Source organism: Pseudomonas putida (genome assembly GCF_002741075.1).
Lineage (GTDB): Bacteria > Pseudomonadota > Gammaproteobacteria > Pseudomonadales > Pseudomonadaceae > Aquipseudomonas > Aquipseudomonas putida_T.
Window position 1 is genome coordinate 5,026,037 of sequence record NZ_CP016634.1, and the last position, 17,187, is coordinate 5,043,223.

14 protein-coding genes and 2 tRNA genes are annotated in these 17,187 nt (G+C 60.6%); 1 reads left to right on the plus strand and 15 read right to left on the minus strand.

The window, feature by feature from the left end; all coding sequences use genetic code 11:
* Positions 1–31: 31 nt before the first annotated feature.
* The 11 genes from infB to rlmE form a co-directional block, all read right to left on the minus strand.
* The gene (infB, locus tag IEC33019_RS23440; RefSeq protein WP_070092246.1) at positions 32–2,566 is read right to left on the minus strand and encodes a translation initiation factor IF-2; all 2,535 of its coding nucleotides are present in this window, start codon (positions 2,564–2,566) and stop codon (positions 32–34) included.
* Between the two features lie 27 nt (positions 2,567–2,593).
* On the minus strand, positions 2,594–4,075 hold the full coding sequence (gene nusA / locus IEC33019_RS23445) for a transcription termination factor NusA (protein ID WP_070092245.1): 1,482 nt from the start codon (positions 4,073–4,075) through the stop codon (positions 2,594–2,596).
* Between the two features lie 59 nt (positions 4,076–4,134).
* On the minus strand, positions 4,135–4,593 hold the full coding sequence (gene rimP / locus IEC33019_RS23450) for a ribosome maturation factor RimP (protein ID WP_043210161.1): 459 nt from the start codon (positions 4,591–4,593) through the stop codon (positions 4,135–4,137).
* A 129-nt stretch (positions 4,594–4,722) separates the two neighbouring features.
* Positions 4,723–4,799 (minus strand) — tRNA-Met (locus IEC33019_RS23455).
* 98 nt (positions 4,800–4,897) lie between these two features.
* Positions 4,898–4,983 (minus strand) — tRNA-Leu (locus IEC33019_RS23460).
* A 21-nt stretch (positions 4,984–5,004) separates the two neighbouring features.
* On the minus strand, positions 5,005–5,397 hold the full coding sequence (gene secG, locus IEC33019_RS23465; protein WP_070092244.1) for a preprotein translocase subunit SecG: 393 nt from the start codon (positions 5,395–5,397) through the stop codon (positions 5,005–5,007).
* A 4-nt stretch (positions 5,398–5,401) separates the two neighbouring features.
* Complete coding sequence (tpiA, locus tag IEC33019_RS23470) at positions 5,402–6,157, minus strand: triose-phosphate isomerase (RefSeq protein ID WP_070092243.1); 756 nt, start codon at positions 6,155–6,157, stop codon at positions 5,402–5,404.
* Positions 6,158–6,223: 66 nt separating this feature from the next.
* Positions 6,224–7,564 carry a phosphoglucosamine mutase gene (glmM, locus tag IEC33019_RS23475; protein WP_070092242.1) on the minus strand — a complete coding sequence of 447 codons (1,341 nt, stop codon included), beginning with the start codon at positions 7,562–7,564 and terminating at the stop codon, positions 6,224–6,226.
* A 16-nt stretch (positions 7,565–7,580) separates the two neighbouring features.
* A complete protein-coding gene (gene folP, locus IEC33019_RS23480) occupies positions 7,581–8,432 on the minus strand; it encodes a dihydropteroate synthase (RefSeq protein WP_070092241.1) in 852 nt (283 codons plus the stop codon).
* 8 nt (positions 8,433–8,440) lie between these two features.
* Positions 8,441–10,348, minus strand: coding sequence for an ATP-dependent zinc metalloprotease FtsH (gene ftsH / locus IEC33019_RS23485; RefSeq protein WP_070092240.1), 1,908 nt, complete (start codon positions 10,346–10,348; stop codon positions 8,441–8,443).
* A gap of 203 nt (positions 10,349–10,551) precedes the next feature.
* Positions 10,552–11,178, minus strand: coding sequence for a 23S rRNA (uridine(2552)-2'-O)-methyltransferase RlmE (rlmE, locus tag IEC33019_RS23490; RefSeq protein ID WP_070092239.1), 627 nt, complete (start codon positions 11,176–11,178; stop codon positions 10,552–10,554).
* A gap of 102 nt (positions 11,179–11,280) precedes the next feature.
* Between rlmE and yhbY the strand changes: the two genes are divergently transcribed.
* Positions 11,281–11,589 carry a ribosome assembly RNA-binding protein YhbY gene (gene yhbY, locus IEC33019_RS23495; RefSeq protein ID WP_023378620.1) on the plus strand — a complete coding sequence of 103 codons (309 nt, stop codon included), beginning with the start codon at positions 11,281–11,283 and terminating at the stop codon, positions 11,587–11,589.
* Between the two features lie 12 nt (positions 11,590–11,601).
* On the opposite strand, the gene IEC33019_RS23500 is transcribed toward yhbY, so the two are convergent.
* From IEC33019_RS23500 to carA, 4 genes are all read right to left on the minus strand, one after another.
* Entirely contained in the window at positions 11,602–12,051 is a 450-nt protein-coding gene (locus IEC33019_RS23500; RefSeq protein ID WP_081337442.1) for an MFS transporter, read from the minus strand.
* A complete protein-coding gene (greA, locus tag IEC33019_RS23505) occupies positions 12,029–12,511 on the minus strand; it encodes a transcription elongation factor GreA (RefSeq protein ID WP_170831762.1) in 483 nt (160 codons plus the stop codon). The genes IEC33019_RS23500 and greA overlap by 23 nt, the downstream gene beginning before the upstream one ends.
* The gene (gene carB, locus IEC33019_RS23510) at positions 12,508–15,729 is read right to left on the minus strand and encodes a carbamoyl-phosphate synthase large subunit (protein WP_070092238.1); all 3,222 of its coding nucleotides are present in this window, start codon (positions 15,727–15,729) and stop codon (positions 12,508–12,510) included. Before carB ends, greA begins: the two co-directional genes overlap by 4 nt.
* Positions 15,730–15,835: 106 nt before the next feature.
* Entirely contained in the window at positions 15,836–16,972 is a 1,137-nt protein-coding gene (gene carA, locus IEC33019_RS23515) for a glutamine-hydrolyzing carbamoyl-phosphate synthase small subunit (RefSeq protein ID WP_025340706.1), read from the minus strand.
* Positions 16,973–17,187 lie beyond the last annotated feature (215 nt).

A 17,187-nucleotide genomic window follows, 5' to 3' on the forward strand; every position in this document is an offset into this window, starting at 1 on the left:
CCTGGGGCGGGGCTTGCGCCCGGCACGGCCCTTACAGGGTACGTGCCACCTGGACTTTCTCGAAGACTTCGATCTTGTCGCCGACCTTGACGTCGTTGTAGCTCTTGACGCCAATACCGCACTCCATGCCCGAACGAACTTCGGCAGCATCGTCCTTGAAGCGACGCAGCGATTCCAGTTCGCCTTCGAAGATCACAACGTCCTCGCGCAGTACGCGGATCGGACGGTTGCGGTAAACGGTACCCTCGATGACCATACAGCCAGCGATGGCGCCGAACTTCGGCGAGCGGAACACGTCACGCACTTCGGCGACACCCAGGATGTTCTCGCGAACATCGCTGCCGAGCATGCCGGTCAGGGCCTTCTTGACGTCTTCGATGATGTCGTAGATCACGTTGTAGTAACGCATATCCAGACCTTCCTGCTCGACGATCTTGCGCGCACCGGCATCGGCACGCACGTTGAAGCCGAACAGCACCGCGTTGGACGCCAGCGCCAGGTTGGCATCGCTCTCGGTGATACCACCGACACCGCCACCGATCACGCGTACCTGAACTTCGTCGTTGCCCAGGCCCGACAGCGAGCCCTGCAGCGCTTCCAGGGAACCGCGAACGTCGGTCTTGAGAACGATGTTGAGCGTCTTCTTCTCTTCCTGACCCATGGTCTCGAAGATGTTTTCCAGCTTGCCGGCGTGAGCACGGGCCAGCTTGACCTCACGGTACTTGCCTTGGCGGAACAGGGCGACTTCGCGGGCCTTCTTCTCGTCGGCGACCACGGACAGCTCGTCACCGGCTTCCGGGGTACCGTCCAGGCCGAGAATTTCGACCGGGATCGACGGGCCGGCTTCCTTAACAGGCTTGCCGTTCTCGTCGAGCATGGCACGCACGCGGCCATAGTTGGAGCCGCACAGGACCATGTCGCCCTGACGCAGGGTACCGTCCTGAACCAGGATGGTAGCCACCGGACCACGGCCCTTGTCCAGGCGCGACTCGACCACGACACCACGGCCAGGCGCGGTCGGCGTGGCGGTCAGTTCGAGGATCTCGGCCTGCAGCAGTACGGCCTCGAGCAGTTCGTCGACACCGGTACCCATCTTCGCGGAAACCTTGACGAACGGAGTGTCACCACCCCAGTCCTCGGAGGTCACGCCTTCGACGGCCAGCTCGTTACGGATGCGATCGATGTCGGCACCGGGCTTGTCGATCTTGTTCACCGCGACCACCAGCGGAACACCAGCAGCCTTGGCGTGCTGTACGGCTTCGCGAGTCTGCGGCATCACGCCGTCGTCCGCTGCCACCACCAGGATGACGATGTCGGTGGCCTTGGCACCGCGGGCACGCATCGCGGTGAACGCAGCGTGGCCAGGGGTGTCGAGGAAGGTGACCATGCCGCGATCGGTTTCGACGTGGTAGGCACCGATGTGCTGAGTAATACCACCGGCCTCGCCTGCGGCAACCTTGGCACGACGGATGTAGTCGAGCAGCGAGGTCTTACCGTGGTCGACGTGACCCATGACGGTCACTACCGGTGCACGCGGCTCGGTCTCGCCTTCGAACTTCAGCGATTCGGCCAGCGAGTCTTCCAGGGCGGTGTCGCTGATCAGGGTCACTTTGTGGCCCAGTTCTTCGGCTACCAGCTGAGCAGTTTCCTGGTCGAGCACCTGGTTGATGGTGACCGGGGTACCCAGCTTGAACATGAACTTGACGACTTCAGCGGCCTTGACCGACATCTGCTGCGCAAGCTCGGAAACGGTGATGGTCTCGCCGATGGTCACGTCACGGATGACAGGACCGGTCGGGTTCTGGAAACCATGCTGGTTGCGCTTCTTCGGCTTGCCCTTGCCGCCGCGACCGCGACGGAAACCATCGCTCTCTTCGTCGGTGGTACGTGGGGCAGCGCGAGGGGTCGGCGCTTTTTCCTTTTCCTTGACCTTGACCTTGATGGAAACGCGTGGGGCTTCGCCACGGCGCTCGCCACCACGACGGTCTTCTTCGCGGACGCGGCTTTCGTTGCGGCGGGTCTCGTCCTTCTTGCGCTCAGCGGCACGCGCGGCGGCATCTTCGGACGCAGGAGCGTCGGCAACAACCGGAGCCGGGGCGGCGACTGCTGCTGGTGCAGCTTTCTCGACAGGCGCCTGGGCAACTGTTTCAGCTGCTTGACGACGCGCCTGCTCTTCAGCGCGCTGGCGAGCTTCGGCGTCAGCCTTCTCGCGTGCGGCGTTTTCGGCTGCACGGCGCTCTTCCAGCTCGCGCTTCTGCTCAGCCTGGATTTCCTCCGGGCTGCGCTGCACGAATACTTTCTTCTTGCGTACTTCTACGCTGATGCTTTTGCTACCGGCGACACGCAGGGTGCTGGTGGTCTTGCGCTGCAAGGTGATCTTGCGCGGCTCTTCCGCCTTGCTCTTGTGGCTGCTCTTCAAATGAGTCAGCAAAACCTGCTTCTCGTTATCGGTCACTACCTGACCGGCGTCGGTGTGCGGCAGACCTGCCTCACGCATCTGCTGCAGCAGGCGCTCTACCGGTGCCTCGACCTCTTGGGCCAGTTCTTTCACCGTGACTTGCGTCATGCACTTCTCTCCTCAGGCCGCGCCTAATTACTCGAACCAATGGGCTCGGGCGGCCATGATCAACTTGCCGGCACGCTCTTCGTCGATGCCGTCGATGTCGAGCAGATCGTCAATCGACTGCTCGGCCAGGTCTTCGCGGTTAACCACGCCGCGCACCGCCAGTTCCGCCGCCAGGTCCTTGTCCATGCCCTCGAGGGAGAGCAGGTCGTCGGCCGGATGGGCGTCTGCCAGTTTTTCTTCGGTAGCGATGGCCTTGGTCAACAAACGGTCCTTGGCACGAGCACGCAGCTCGTTGACGATGTCCTCGTCAAAGCCATCGATGTTGAGCATTTCTTCCAACGGTACGTAGGCAATCTCTTCGAGGCTGGTGAAGCCTTCGTCGACCAGCACTTGGGCCAGCTCCTCGTCGACTTCCAGTTCCTCGATGAAGTTGCGCAGGATGTCGCCGGTTTCTGCTTGTTGCTTGGCCTGGATGTCCTTCTCGGTCATGACGTTCAGGGTCCAGCCGGTCAACTGACTGGCCAGGCGAACGTTCTGACCACCACGGCCAATGGCTTGGGCCAGGTTGTCCTCGGCGACTGCGATGTCCATTGCATGGGCATCTTCATCAACGATGATCGCCGCGACTTCGGCCGGCGACATGGCATTGATGACGAACTGCGCCGGGTTCTCGTCCCACAGGACGATATCCACGCGCTCACCACCCAGCTCGCCGGATACGGCCTGGACGCGCGAACCCCGCATGCCGATGCAGGCACCTTGCGGGTCGATACGCTTGTCCTTGGAGCGGACGGCGATCTTGGCACGCGACCCCGGATCGCGGGAGGCGGCCATGACTTCGATGAGACCTTCAGCGATCTCTGGCACTTCGATGCGGAACAGCTCGATCAGCATCTGCGGCGCGGTGCGCGACAGGATCAGCTGAGGACCACGGTTCTCGGTGCGGATTTCCTTGAGCAGCGCACGCAGGCGGACACCGACACGGAAGGTCTCGCGTGGGATGATGTCCTCGCGGGCCAGCAGGGCCTCGGCGTTGTTGCCCAGGTCAACGATGACGTTGTCGCGGGTCACTTTCTTGACGGTGCCGGAGATGATCTCGCCAACACGCTCGCGGTAGGCGTCGACAACCTGGGCGCGCTCGGCCTCGCGGACCTTCTGCACGATCACCTGCTTGGCAGTCTGGGCGGCGATGCGGCCGAACTCGATCGACTCGATCTTCTCTTCGATCACGTCACCGACCTTGGCATCAGGGTGGGTCTCGTGGATCTTGCTCAACCAGGTCTCGATCGCCGGATCATCCAGATCGGCTTCGTCAACCACGGTCCAGCGACGGAAGGTCTCGTAGCTACCGGTGTGGCGGTTGATTTCCACACGCAGGTCGACTTCGTCCTCAAAACGTTTTTTGGTTGCAGTGGCCAGGGCCACTTCCAGCGCTTCGAAAATGACGCCGGGTGGTACACCCTTTTCGTTGGATACCGATTCAACAACCAGCAGTACTTCTTTGCTCATCGTACGCCTCGCCTTGCGCAAGCCATTGGACCCGGATAGTCCGCCGGGCCCGGCACGTCTCAGTCAAAACTGGGAATAATATTGGCCTTGTCGATCGAGTCGATCGGCAACAGGAACTCATGGTTGTCCACCTGGACCACCACATCCTGGTCCTCCACACCGCGGAGAAGGCCCTGGAAGTTACGACGACCTTCGAAGGGCGTACGCAGCTTGATCTTCACTTGTTCGCCGGCATGCGAGGCAAACTGTTCCAGAGTGAACAGTGGGCGGTCCATGCCAGGAGAAGACACCTCGAGGGTATATTCGTTGGTGATCGGATCTTCCACATCCAAGATGGCACTGGCTTGACGACTGACAGCTTCGCAATCGTCCACCAGGATTCCGCCTTCCTTGTCGATATAGATGCGCAGTACCGAATGCTTACCCTGGGAAACGTACTCGATCCCCCAGCATTGATAGCCCAGACCCTCGACCACCGGGGCCAACAAGGCCTGCAACTGTTCTAGCTTGCTCGACACCTGAACCCCCTCGTGCATGCTGTGCAAATAAAAAATGGGCGAAGCGCCCATCCCTGAAAGCGCCGTTGAACAACGACGCAAGAACTGTTCAGCTAGCAAAAAGCCCCTGAAAAGGGGCTCCGCTGAAGCTGGTTGCGGGGGCTGGATTTGAACCAACGACCTTCGGGTTATGAGCCCGACGAGCTACCAAGCTGCTCCACCCCGCGACAAAGCTGGGGCGAAAGTATAAGACCGAACCCGCTACAGGGTCAATCTAACCTCCACCTGCAAGAAAGCCCGCTAAAGCGGGCTCTCATGCTTCAATTGGTACCGAGAAGGGGACTCGAACCCCTACACCCTATGGGCACAACCACCTCAAGGTTGCGTGTCTACCAATTCCACCACCTCGGCAATACTACTTCTTGAAACCCGTTACTTCTGCTCTTCAGTTGGAGGAGGTACATCACCAGCATTGGTGGTTTCGCTCTTCTTCTCTTGGAGCACCGGTACATCATCACTTACTGCCGGCTTCTGCTCTTTGACTTCCAGTACCGCTGGATCTGGCAGACCTGCTTGAGTCAGCTGATGAGCTTTCTCTTTAGCGAAGTATCCTAACCCAAGAGCAGTCAAAAAGAAAGTGGCAGCAAGTATAGCAGTAACTTTACTCAAAAAGGTAGCGGAACCTTGGCTTCCGAACACAGTATTTGAAGCACCTGCGCCGAAAGATGCACCTGCTTCCGCACCTTTACCCTGTTGCAACAGAACCAGCACTACCACAGCCAGTGCAGCCAACAGATGAAAAACAACTACGACTGTTTCCAGCATTTGTTCAGTTTCCTGCGGCGCGACAAATTGCACCGAATTCGTCTGCGTTCAGGGACGCTCCACCAATGAGCCCCCCATCGATATCCGGCATGCCGAACAGTTCGGCCGCATTGGCCGCCTTCACGCTGCCGCCATAGAGAAGCTGCACGTTTGCGGCAACTTCGGCGTCCTGCGCCGCCAGCTGCGCTCGAATGGCTGCATGCACATCCTGAGCTTGCTGAGGCGTGGCCGTCAGACCTGTACCGATGGCCCAAACAGGCTCATAGGCGATTACTGCATTGGCAAAAGCCGCAACACCGAACTCATCGATGATACTGCTCAGTTGACGCCCGACTACCTCCAGCGTCTTGCCTGCCTCGCGCTCCTCGAGGGTTTCCCCCACACAGAGCACTGGTTTCAAACCACTTGCCTGGGCGGCTGCAAACTTGCGATTGAGCACTTCATCGCTCTCGCCAATGATCTGGCGACGCTCAGAGTGCCCGACCAGCACAAGCTTGCAGCCTGCTTCAGCCAGCTGACTCGGTGCGATTTCGCCGGTCAGCGCGCCCTGTTCGGGCTGTACAGCAGAATTCTGTGCGCCGACGACGATTCCCTTACCCTGCAAGCCTTCAACCACCTGAGTGATGAAAAGGGATGGCGGGAACACCGCGACTTCCACTCCGCCCGGCAAGGCCAGATTGCTCAAGCCTTCGGTCAGCTCAGCGACGCTGGCGCGGGTACCGTGCATCTTCCAGTTACCAGCTACCATGGGGCGACGCATGCTTTACCTCGTCGGTCAAAGTGGGCGCAGATCTTACCCAACCCGATCTGCGCTGGCAAGCCTATTTCAGGCACAAACTTCAGCGACCAACTTGGCCAGCGCTTCGGCATGGCCGCGAACCTGATTTTCGTCGTCGCCCTCGACCATGACCCGCACCAGCGGCTCGGTACCAGACTTGCGCAACAGCACACGCCCGCGCCCAGCCATGGCCTCGGTGACCTTGGCACTGGCGTCCTGCACGGTCGGATTCTCCAGCGGATCGACCTTGCTCGCGCCAAAGCGCACATTGATCAATACCTGCGGGCACTTGCGCAGCCCCTGGCGAGCCTGGGCCAGCGTCTCGCCCCGACGCTTGAGTGCCATCAGCACCTGCAGCGCGGCAATGATCGCATCACCGGTAGTGGTGTGGTTGCAGCACACAACGTGCCCCGAATTTTCGCCACCGAGCTGCCAGTCGCGCTCAAGCAGCTCAGCCATCACATAGCGGTCACCCACCTTGGCCCGGGCAAAGGGAATGTCCAGGTCCTTGAGCGCCAGCTCCAGGCCCAGATTGCTCATCAGGGTACCCACCACTCCCCCCTGCAGTTTGCCTCGGTCTTTCAGGTCACGCGCGATGATGAACAGCAGTTCGTCACCATCGACGATGGCGCCGGTATGGTCGACCATCAGCACACGGTCACCATCGCCGTCGAAGGCGATCCCAAGGTCGGCATGGCCTACCAGCACAGCGGCCTGCAGCGACTCGATATGGGTCGAGCCGCACCCTTCATTGATGTTCAGCCCATCAGGCTGGGCGTGCAGCACAGTGACGTCGGCACCGAGCTCACGGAACACGCTTGGGGCCACCTTGTAGGTCGCACCATGGGCGCAATCGATCACCAATTTAAGCCCTTCGAAGCTGGTGCTGGTCGGCACGCTGCTCTTGCAGAACTCAATGTAACGGCCCGCCGCATCGTTGATGCGCGACACCTTCCCCAGCTTGCTCGACTCGACCACGGTCATCGGCTGGTCGAGCAGTTCTTCGATCATCAACTCGACCTCGTCAGGCAACTTGGTGCCCTGGCCGGAGAAGAACTTGATGCCATTGTCATCGTGCGGATTGTGCGAGGCACTGATGACGATACCCGCCTCGGCATGGAAGGTACGGGTCAGGTAAGCGATCGCTGGAGTCGGCATGGGCCCCAACAGCATCACATCGGCACCGGCGGCAGAGAGACCGGCTTCCAGCGCGGATTCGAACATGTAGCCCGAGATCCGGGTGTCTTTGCCCACCAGCACGCGGCAATTGCCTTGCTTGCGGAATGCCATTCCCGCCGCCCAGCCCAGCTTAAGCATGAAGTCGGGGGTGATGGGGTATTCGCCGACGCGGCCACGGATACCGTCGGTACCAAAGTATTTTCTGCTCATAGGGACTCCAATGTTCTTATTCGGCGTTCTGCACCGCAGTGATCATTCGCACCACGTCGACAGTCTCGGCCACATCGTGCACTCGCAGGATGCTGGCGCCTTTGGTCATGGCCAATGCCGCCAGCGCCAAGCTGCCGTAAAGCCGCTCATCCACGGGGCGATCAAGCGTGAGGCCGATCATGCTCTTGCGCGAGACGCCAACCAGCAACGGCCTCCCCAGGCGATAGAGCACTTCCATGTGTTTGAAGAGACTGAGGTTGTGACCAAGCGTCTTGGCAAAGCCAAAACCCGGATCGAGGATGATTCGGTCGGCGTCGATCCCCGCGGCAGCGCAGGCGGCCATTCGCAGCTCAAGATAGCGCGTCACATCAGCAGCCACATCATCGTAATGCGGATTGTCCTGCATGTTGCCCGGCTCGCCACGCATGTGCATCAGGCATACGGGCAGCCCCGTATCGGCAGCGGCATCCAAGGCACCATCGCGCTCCAGGGCTCGCACGTCATTGATCAGCCCCGCACCCAGGCGAGCGGACTCGCGCATGACCGCTGGAGTGGAGGTATCGACCGATATGATGACGTCGAGCCGGCTGTTGATCGCCTCGACCATGGGCGCTACACGCTCCAATTCCTCGGTCGGAGAAACAGCCCTGGCTCCGGGACGGGTGGATTCGCCGCCGATGTCGATCAGGGTCGCACCGGCTGCCACCATCGCCTCGGCATGGCGCAAGGCCTCGTCGCGCTGATTGAAGCGCCCACCGTCGGAGAAGGAATCGGGGGTGATATTGAGGATACCCATGACATGGGTACGGGACAAATCAAGAACCCGGTTGCCGCAAGGCAACCGGGTTGGGTACTGCTGTGAGCTCATAGATGCCCTTAGTGTTGAGCCGCTGGACCGCCGATCGGCGACTCCGGACGATCACCTTGGGAGGCCTGGTTACCGGAGGTGCCGGCATCATTGTCCCAATCACGCGGTTCACGCGGCGTACGGCCTGCCATGATGTCGTCGATCTGATCGGCATCGATGGTTTCGTACTTCATCAAGGCTTCAGCCATCGCGTCGAGCTTGTCGCGGTTGTCAGTGAGAATCTGCTTGGCCGTGGCGTAGCAGTGATCGATGATGCTGCGCACTTCGGAGTCGATCAGCTTGGCGGTCTCACCCGAGACGCTGGCATGCTGGCTCGCCGCACTGCGACCGAGGAACACCTCGCCCTCCTCTTCGGCGTACATCAGCGGGCCGAGCTTCTCGGACAGGCCCCACTTGGTGACCATGTTCCGGGCAATCTGGCTGGCGCGCATGATGTCGTTGGAGGCACCGGTGGTGACGCCATCGAAGCCCAGGGTCATCTCTTCGGCGATACGACCGCCATAAAGCGAGCAGATCTGACTGACCAGCGCGCGCTTGGAAAGGCTGTAGCGGTCTTCCTCTGGCAGGAACATGGTCACACCCAGGGCGCGGCCGCGCGGAATGATCGAGACCTTGTAGACCGGGTCATGCTCGGGAACGACACGGCCGACGATGGCGTGCCCCGCCTCGTGGTAGGCAGTGTTCTGTTTTTCCTTCTCGGACATGACCATGGTCTTGCGCTCGGCGCCCATCATGATCTTGTCCTTGGCCAGTTCGAACTCTTTCATCTCGACCAGGCGCTTGCTGGCGCGCGCAGCGAACAACGAGGCCTCGTTGACCAGGTTGGCCAGGTCGGCACCGGAGAAGCCCGGCGTACCACGGGCAATGACGGCGGCGTTGACGTTCTCGCCGACCGGCACCTTGCGCATGTGCACCTTGAGGATCTGTTCACGGCCGCGGATGTCCGGCAAGCCGACCACCACCTGACGGTCGAAACGGCCAGGACGCAGCAGTGCCGGATCGAGCACGTCAGGACGGTTGGTGGCGGCGATGACGATGATGCCATCGTTCATTTCAAAGCCATCCATCTCCACCAGCAACTGGTTGAGCGTCTGTTCACGCTCGTCGTGACCGCCGCCCATGCCGGCACCACGGTGGCGACCAACGGCGTCGATCTCGTCGATAAAGATGATGCAAGGGGCGTGCTTCTTCGCCTGCTCGAACATATCGCGAACACGGCTGGCGCCCACACCAACGAACATCTCGACGAAGTCAGAACCGGAAATGGTAAAGAACGGCACCTTGGCCTCGCCTGCGATGGCCTTGGCAAGCAGGGTCTTACCGGTACCGGGCGGGCCGACCATCAGCACGCCACGCGGAATGCGACCACCGAGGCGCTGGAATTTGCCCGGATCGCGCAGGAACTCGACCAGCTCACCGACTTCTTCCTTGGCCTCATCGCAACCTGCGACATCGGCCAGGGTGGTCTTGACCTGGTCTTCAGACAACAAGCGCGCCTTGCTCTTGCCAAAGCTCATCGGGCCGCCCTTGCCGCCCGCACCGCCCTGCATCTGGCGCATGAAGAACATGAATACAGCGATGATCACCAAGATCGGGAAGCTGGCCACCAGCAACTGGGTCCAGATGCTCTGCTGCTCTGGCTGCTTGCCTTCGACCACGACATGGTTGTCGACCAGATCGCCGATCAGGCCATTGTCGGTGATGGCCGGACGAACGGTCTTGAAGTTGTCGCCATCGGTACGCTTGCCGGTGATGACATAGCCGTCGACGGTCACGCGCTCGACCTTACCGTCCTTGACCTGCTGAATGAAGTCGGAATAGTTGAGGGTCTGCGGCTCGTTAGGGCTGGAGAAGTTGTTCATCACCGTCACAAGGACAGCCGCGATGATCAACCACAGGATCAGATTCTTTGCCATGTCGTTCAATTAGCTACCCTCTGAGGCCGGCGCACGACGCAGCCGTGCCTCGCATGATATTCACCGCCCTAACTTACTACATTACCTACGCATCCGCAGGCGCCGTCTGTAACCCTTTGTGAAAGCTAGACTACACGAAGTTCGGACGATCCTGACGGAACCGCCGATTGGAAATAACTATCGGCTGATCCGCAAAACGCCCCTCACGCCCCTTTGAAGCCGCGACCCAACAGGTACTGCTCGCGAGAGCGATCGCGGGAAGACGACGGTTTGCGCATCTGCACCTTGTCGAACTTGCCACGCACATCCTTGAGATACTGGTCGAAACCTTCACCCTGGAAGATCTTGATCAAGAAATCCCCGCCTGGGCGCAACACGCGGCTCGCCAGGTCCAGGGCCAGTTCGCACAGGAACATGGCACGTGGCATGTCCACGGCGGGCGTACCACTCATATTGGGGGCCATGTCTGAAATCACAAGGTCCACGTGCGAATCACCGACTGCTTCGAGGATTCGCTGGAGCACCTCATCCTGGGTAAAGTCGCCCTGAATGAAGGTAACGTCGGGGATCGAGTCCATTTCCAGGATGTCAGAGGCGATCAGACGCCCTTGACCACCAATCAGACGACTGGTCACCTGCGACCAGCCACCCGGTGCAGCGCCGAGGTCGATCACACTCATGCCAGGGCGGATCAGCTTGTCCTTTTCCTGGATCTCCAGCAGCTTGTAGCTCGCACGCGAGCGATAGCCATCCTTCTGCGCCTGCTTGACGAAAGGATCGTTGAAATGCTCTCTCAGCCAGTTATGGCTGCTCTTGGAACGTTGCGCCACGGGGCACCTCGATGATTAGCGTCGTGATTGACTGGGCGGAGCCACGGGCCCTCGGGTAAAATGGCCACCAATTTTACAGAATCAGACGAAAAGGGTCAGATTATGCCGCTCAATAACGAGCAGAAGAAACAATACAAATCGATTGGTCACGACCTGAAGCCGGTCCTGATCGTCGCGGGCAATGGTTTGAACGAAGGCGTCATCGCCGAACTGGAGCGCGCACTGACCGATCATGAATTGATCAAGGTCGAAATCCGCTCGGAAGACCGCGAAGAACGCGCCGCCGCCATCGCCGAGCTGTGCAAGGCCGGCCGCGCGGAATTGGTACAGACCATCGGCAAGAAAGCGCTGATCTATCGCAAGAATCCGCAGCCCAACAAGCAGCTGTCCAATATCCACCGTTACAAGTGACGGTGGCTCCGATCAGTGGCGCGGTGGACGCGCCCTGACCGGGACCGGCTGAGCTACCAGCACGATGCCGGAGAAGCCCAGCACCAGGAAGCAGAACATCTGCCAACGCTCACCCACGGAAATCCCGTAGCGCAGCGTGTAGTAACCGACACAGGCACCGAAGCCGAGCAACAGCATCTGGCCACGGAACTGCCGCCACCAGGCTGCCAGGCCGTCCACCCTCGCCAATACCGCCAGCTGGGTCATCAGGCCAAGCAGCGCGACGCCGATCAACCAACGGTCGATCTGCGCCGCCACATCCTGCACCAACAACGGCGCAAGGCCGGTCACCTTGAGTGCCGGCACCAACCCCACATGGAACACCCACAAGCCACCGACCCAGAAAACCTGGGCCAGTTGCCAGAGGATCCCCTCAAGGGACGGCGCCCGCAGGCGCCGGTCAGATGTGCTTGACTTCGACAATCTCGTACTCGACCGTGCCGCTTGGCGTTTTGACGACGACAGTATCGCCCTCTTCCTTGCCGATGATGGCACGGGCAATCGGCGCGCTCGCCGAGAGCTTACCCTTCTTGATGTCCGCCTCATCCTCACCCACGATCTGGTAGGAAACCTGATCGCCGGTCTCGGTGTTCTCCAGGTCCACGGTGGTACCGAAGATCACCTTGCCAGTGTGGGCAATGGTGGTGACATCGATCACCACCGAGTTCTGCAGACGCCCTTCGATATCGCGGATACGCGCCTCGACCATGCCTTGCTCTTCGCGAGCGGCATGGTATTCGGCGTTTTCCTTGAGGTCGCCCAACTCCCGCGCCTCACCGATCGCCTGGCTCAGGCGCGGGCGCTCGGTCTTGCTCAGGAAGGTCAGCTCCTCTTCCAGGGCGCGAGCGCCCTGGACGGTCATTGGGTACTTGGTCATGCTCATGCTTTGAGTCCTGCGTGCAGATCCTGCAAGCGGCGAACGGTCTTCTCGGGACCGAATTTCAGCGCTTCGCAGATGGCTTCACCAGCCGCAATGGTGGTCGTGCAGTAGATTTTGTGCTGCAGCGCATTGCGACGAATCGAGTAGGAATCGGCGATCGACTGACGACCCTCAGTAGTGTTGATGATCAGCGACACTTCGTCGTTCTTGATCATGTCGACCACATGCGGACGACCTTCGGTCACTTTGTTCACACGGCGCACCTTCAGGCCCGCCGCCTCGATGACCTTGGCGGTACCTGCAGTGGCGACCACTTCGAAGCCCAGGGCGATCAGGTCGCGCGCGACACCCGCAACCTGCGGTTTGTCGTCGTCACGCACACTGATGAAGGCGGTGCCACCGCTTGGCAGCACTTCGCTGGCGCCCATCTGGGCCTTGGCGAAGGCTTCGCCGAAGCTGTCGCCGACACCCATGACTTCACCGGTGGATTTCATCTCAGGGCCGAGGATTGGGTCAACACCTGGGAACTTGGCGAACGGGAAGACGGCTTCCTTGACGCTGTAGAAGTTCGGGATGATTTCCTGGGTGAAGCCCAGCTCTTTCAGGGTCTTACCCGCCATGACACGGGCCGCGATCATCGCCAGCGAGGTGCCGATGCACTTGGAGACGAATGGCACGGTACGCGAGGCGCGCGGGTTGACTTCGATCACGTAGATCTTGTCGCCCTGCAGGGCCAACTGCACGTTCATCAGACCGACAACGCCCAGTTCCAAGGCCATTTTCTTGACCTGTACACGGACCTCGTCCTGTACTTCCTTGCTCAGCGAGTAAGGCGGCAGCGAGCACGCCGAGTCACCGGAGTGAACGCCGGCCTGCTCGATGTGCTGCATGATCGCGCCGATCACCACGTCGGTACCGTCGCAGACCGCATCCACGTCCATCTCGATGGCGCAGTTGAGGAAGTGGTCGAGCAGTACCGGACTGTCGTTCGAGACCTGCACTGCTTCACGCAGATAGCGTTTGAGTTCGTCCAACTCGTAGACGATCTCCATGGCGCGACCGCCCAGTACGTAGGATGGACGCACCACCAGCGGGTAACCGATACCACCGGCGGCGCTGATGGCTTCTTCTTCGCTGCGCACGGTGGCGTTTGGCGGCTGCAGCAGGTTCAGGCGCTGCACCATCTGCTGGAAGCGCTCACGGTCTTCGGCGCGGTCGATGGCATCCGGGCTGGTGCCGATGATCGGTACGCCGGCTTCTTCCAGGGCACGGGCCAGTTTCAGCGGGGTCTGGCCGCCATAGTGAACGATGACGCCTTTCGGCTTCTCGACGCGGCAGACTTCCAGCACGTCTTCCAGGGTCAGCGGCTCGAAGTACAGACGGTCGGATGTGTCGTAGTCGGTGGAGACGGTTTCCGGGTTGCAGTTGACCATGATGGTCTCGTAACCGTCTTCACGCAGCGCGAGGGCGGCGTGCACGCAGCAGTAGTCGAACTCGATACCTTGGCCGATACGGTTCGGGCCGCCACCCAGAATCATGATCTTGTCGCGGGTCGACGGATTGGCCTCGCACTCTTCCTCGTAGGTCGAGTACAGGTAGGCGGTATCGGTGGCGAACTCGGCGGCGCAGGTGTCGACGCGCTTGTACACCGGGAACACCTCCAGCTTGTGGCGGTGACGGCGCAGGTTCTTGTCAGTGATACCGAGCAGCTTGGCCAGGCGCTGGTCCGAGAAGCCCTTGCGCTTGAGGCGCAGCATGTAGTCCTTGTCGATCGCCGACAGGGCCAGGGTCTTGACCTTCTCTTCTTCTTTGATCAGGTCTTCCATCTGCACCAGGAACCACAGGTCGATGCCGGTCAGTTGGAAGATTTCCTCTATGGTCATGCCCGAACGCATGGCATCGGCGACATACCAGATACGCTCGGCGCCCGGTACGGTCAGTTCGCGCTTGAGGATGCTGGTGGCTTCCGGGTTGGCCAGGTCGACCTTCGGGTCCAGGCCGCAGGCGCCGACTTCCAGACCACGCAGGGCTTTCTGCAAGGACTCCTGGAAGGTCCGGCCGATCGCCATGACTTCGCCCACAGATTTCATCTGGGTGGTCAGGCGGGCATCGGCTTTCGGGAATTTCTCGAAGGCGAAGCGTGGCAGCTTGGTGACGACATAGTCGATCGACGGCTCGAAGGACGCCGGGGTACGACCGCCGGTGATGTCGTTCTGCAGTTCGTCGAGGGTGTAACCAACGGCCAACTTGGCTGCGATCTTGGCGATCGGGAAGCCGGTGGCCTTGGAGGCCAGTGCCGAGGAGCGCGATACACGCGGGTTCATCTCGATCACGACCATACGGCCAGTGTTCGGGCAGATACCGAACTGGACGTTGGAGCCGCCGGTTTCAACGCCGATCTCGCGCAGCACCGCCAGGGAGGCGTTGCGCATGATCTGGTATTCCTTGTCGGTCAGGGTCTGCGCTGGCGCGACGGTGATGGAGTCACCGGTGTGCACGCCCATCGGGTCGAAGTTCTCGATGGAGCAGACGATGATGCAGTTGTCCTTCTTGTCGCGGACAACCTCCATCTCGTATTCCTTCCAGCCGATCAGCGATTCGTCGATCAGCAGTTCCTTGGTCGGCGACAGGTCCAGACCACGGGCGCAGATTTCTTCGAATTCTTCACGGTTGTAGGCGATCCCGCCACCGGTGCCGCCCATGGTGAAGGACGGACGGATGATGCACGGGAAGCCCAGGCGCTCGAGAACGGCGTTGGCTTCTTCCATGCTGTGGGCAATACCGGAACGAGGGCACTCCAGGCCGATGTCTTTCATGGCCTTGTCAAAGCGCGAACGGTCTTCGGCTTTGTCGATGGTGTCGGCGTTGGCACCGATCATCTCGACGCCGAACTTCTCCAGTACGCCATGGCGCTCCAGGTCCAGGGCGCAGTTCAGTGCGGTCTGGCCACCCATGGTCGGCAGCAGCGCGTCAGGGCGCTCCTTCTCGATGATCTTGGCCACCGACTGCCACTTGATCGGTTCGATGTAGGTGGCATCGGCCATGGCCGGGTCGGTCATGATGGTGGCCGGGTTGGAGTTCACCAGGATGACGCGGAAACCTTCCTCGCGCAGGGCTTTACAGGCCTGGGCGCCGGAGTAGTCGAATTCGCAGGCCTGGCCGATCACGATCGGGCCAGCGCCGAGAATCAGGATGCTTTTGATGTCTGTACGTTTTGGCATGGTTGTCACTCAAATCCGCGGGTCAGTCGGCAAGCCGTCTTGAACAATCTGGGTCAGGCGCTTCCGGGCGCGGCACTCGCCGCCCCGGGGCCTTGATGCAGGATGCTCAGCGGCGCTTGGCCATGGCATCGATGAAACGATCGAACAGTGGCGCGACGTCGGTCGGGCCAGGGCTCGCTTCAGGGTGGCCCTGGAAGCTGAACGCGCTCTTGTCGGTGCGTTCGATGCCCTGCAGGGTACCGTCGAACAGCGACTTGTGGATGGCGCGGACATTGCCCGGCAGGGTGGCTTCGTCGACGGCGAAACCGTGGTTCTGGCTGGTGATCATCACCACGCCGGTGTCCAGATCCTGGACCGGGTGGTTGGCACCGTGGTGGCCGTGACCCATCTTGACGGTCTTGGCGCCAGAGGCCAGGGCCAGCAACTGGTGGCCGAGGCAGATGCCAAATACCGGGATCTCGGTCTCGAGGATGTCCTTGATCGCCTGGATCGCATAGTCGCAAGGCTCCGGATCACCAGGGCCGTTGGACAGGAACACGCCGTCCGGATTCAGCGCCAGCACTTCGCTGGCCGGGGTCTGCGCAGGCACCACGGTCACGCGGCAGCCGCGGGCGACCAGCATGCGCAGGATGTTCAGCTTGACGCCGTAGTCAAAGGCGACCACATGGTACGGCAGGTCGGCAGCTTCGATGGTCGGGTGGCTGTCGGTCTTCAGTTCCCACACGCTGGAGCGCCACTCGTAGCGCTCCTTGGTGGAGACGACCTTGGCCAGGTCCATACCCTTCAGGCCTGGGAAGGCACGGGCGGCGGCAATGGCAGCTTCTTCGCTGATGTTGTCACCGGCGAGGATGCAACCGTTCTGGGCGCCCTTTTCACGCAGGATACGGGTCAGGCGACGGGTGTCGATGCCGGCAATGGCAACGACGTTATTGGCCTTGAGGTACTCAGGCAGCGACTGGGTGTTGCGCCAGTTGCTGGCCAGCAGCGGCAGGTCACGGATGACCAGGCCTGCGGACCAGACACGGTTCGACTCGGCGTCTTCCGGGGTAGTGCCGGTGTTGCCGATGTGCGGGTAGGTCAGGGTAACGATTTGCTGCGCATAGGAAGGGTCTGTAAGGATTTCCTGGTAGCCGGTCATAGCGGTGTTGAATACCACCTCACCAACGGTCTGACCGTCGGCACCGATAGCTTCACCGCGGAAAATACTGCCGTCGGCAAGGGCGAGTATGGCTGGCTTTGTCAAGAAGACCTCCCGTAAATCAAGCATGAAAGGGCGATCGCAGGTTGCAAAAAAGCGGAGTGACGTATGGACACGTCACCCCGCTTTCATGTGCTGAATTCAATTCGCTGCGCGCTTTTAGTGGACACACTAAAGCTGTAGCTTACAGAAAATTACGTTTTAGGTCTACCGCGTATGTGCCTCTGAAACACAGGAATGCGACAGACTGACATCGGGGA